The organism is Candidatus Frankia nodulisporulans (assembly GCF_902806475.1).
Lineage (GTDB): Bacteria > Actinomycetota > Actinomycetes > Frankiales > Frankiaceae > Frankia > Frankia umida.
On the sequence record NZ_CADCWS010000428.1, the window covers coordinates 1 to 2,111 of the forward strand.

A 2,111-nucleotide genomic window follows, 5' to 3' on the forward strand; every position below is an offset into this window, starting at 1 on the left:
CGCCGAGCTGGTCGGGATCCCCCTGTCGGCGGGCACCGTCGCGGCGATGGCTACGCGCGCGGGCCCGACCAGCGCCGCGGCCACCCCGAAGTCGATGACCCGCGGGCCGAGAACGGCCAGCAGCACGTTCGCCGGCTTGAGATCCCGGTGCACCACCCCGGCGTTGTGAATGGCCCGCAACGCCGAGGCCACACCGATCGCGAACCGCTTGGTGTCGTACTCCGACAGCGGCACACCGGAGGTGATCTGCTGGCGCAGATCGGGGCCGTTGACATACTCCGTCACCAGGTAGGGAGTGTCACCGGTGTCGAAGTCGAGGACCGCCGCCGTGCAGAAGGGCTGCACCTGCCGGGCGTTCTCGATTTCCCGCAGGAATCGGCCCCGGAAACCCGGCGCGAGGACGTACTCGGAACGGATGGCTTTGACCGCCACCGGGGCGGCCCCGTCGCGGGCGGCATAGTAGACGGTCCCCATCCCGCCTTCGCCGAGAACACGCCGCAGGCGATATGGTCCGACTTCGTCTGGATCATGCGGGCGAAGGGGTAGTCCGGGCAGCTCCCACCGGCCGCCAGCGCCGACACCCGGCACTGGACGTTCGCCAGGCGGGAATCCCGGGCCGACCGTCACGCTGCTCCCCGTCCGACGTGATCCGACCAGTTGCACTCCGGTGAGCCCGGCTGCTCGGAGGAACCATACCGGAGTGAAAAGTCCTCGGGAAATGGGGCCCGGGCGCCGTTTTCACGGTTCGGCCGCAACCCGCCGGCTCTCCCGCCGCTCCTGCGCCGGCGGTCGCGTCGTTCGTCCCGCACGTGACTGGCCCGGACGGGTGACAAACCGGCAGGCCGGACCCGGCGAGCGGGTAGCGTCCGCCCCGGCAACGTATGCGGGGTGTCCCGGGTGACCGGGAAGAATCGGGAAGCCGGTGCAAGTCCGGCACGGGCCCGCCGCGGTGACCGGGGAGCAGCCGCCCACGCGTCTCCCACGCAGCCACTGGGCCGGATCGGCCTGGGAAGGCGGGCGGTCGGCGTCGATCCGGGAGTCCGAAGACCGGCCCCGCCACAGCGCCGCCCTCACCGGCGGCCCGGCAGCGGGAGCCTGGCGTGTCCACCGAACGTGATCGTCGCACCATCGAGACCGAAACCCTCTACGACCTGCTGTATCGCCGCCGGGATGTACGCGGCGAGTTCACCGGCGCCCCGGTGCCCGACGCGGTGCTGCACCGCGTGCTCGCCGCCGCGCATGCCGCGCCGAGTGTCGGGCTGAGCCAGCCCTGGGACTTCGTCGTCGTCACCGACCTCGCCACCCGGCGTGCCTTCGCCGCGCATGTCCAGCACGAGCGGGCGGTGTTCACCGAGTCCCTGGACGCCGCGCAGGCCGCCCGGTTCGCCCCGATCCGCATCGACGGGGTGCTGGCGTCCTCGCTGTCGCTGGTCGTCACCTACGACCCGGCCCGCGGCGCCCCCGCGGTGCTGGGCCGGCATGCGATCGCCGACACCGGGCTCTACTCGGTCTGCCTGGCGGTGCAGAACCTGTGGCTGGCCGCGACCGCGGAGGGCCTCGGCGTCGGCTGGGTGTCGTTCTACCGCGAACCGTTCGTCCGCGACCTGCTCGCGATCCCGGCCGGCATCCGCCCGGTCGCCTGGCTGTGCCTGGGCCCGGTGACGGCCCTGCGTGAACTGCCCGACCTGGAGCGGCACGGCTGGGCCCGACGCCGCCCGCTGGCCGACGTCCTACACCGCGAGCGGTGGCAGGCCCGTCCCGAGACCGAGGCCGAGACCCGGCCGTGACCGAGGCCCGGACCCGGACCCGGACCCGGCCGTGACGAGGCCACGGTCGGCCGTTCGCCCGTTCATCCACCCATTAGTCCGCCTATTCGTCTGCTCGTGCACATGCCGGCCTCGGTCGCATGCCGAGGGTTGTTTGGTAGGGAGAGGCCGCAATCCTTGAACAACCCTCGGCATCACACCTCCCAGGCCTCGGCATCAGGTCCACGGTCCCCGATTCTCGGTCGTCGGTCGTCGGTCGTCGATCCTCGGTTCCAGAGCTGCTGGCGTTCGGTATCAGGTCTGCGGCGTTCGGTATCACGCCCTGGCCCAATGGCCGTAGGTTAA

2 protein-coding genes and 1 riboswitch are annotated in these 2,111 nt (G+C 71.7%); of the genes, one reads left to right on the forward strand and one right to left on the reverse strand.

All coding sequences use genetic code 11. The features are described from left to right. The coding region (locus G6R24_RS20495; RefSeq protein ID WP_338084489.1) for a serine/threonine-protein kinase at nt 1-663 on the reverse strand (663 nt) is incomplete at its 3' end. A gap of 218 nt (nt 664-881) precedes the next feature. Further along, a riboswitch (cobalamin riboswitch) is annotated at nt 882-1,059 on the forward strand. Nucleotides 1,060-1,100: 41 nt separating this feature from the next. On the opposite strand from G6R24_RS20495, the gene bluB reads away from it, so the two are divergent. After that, nucleotides 1,101-1,787, forward strand: coding sequence for a 5,6-dimethylbenzimidazole synthase (gene bluB, locus G6R24_RS20500; protein ID WP_225438870.1), 687 nt, complete (start codon nt 1,101-1,103; stop codon nt 1,785-1,787). Nucleotides 1,788-2,111 lie beyond the last annotated feature (324 nt).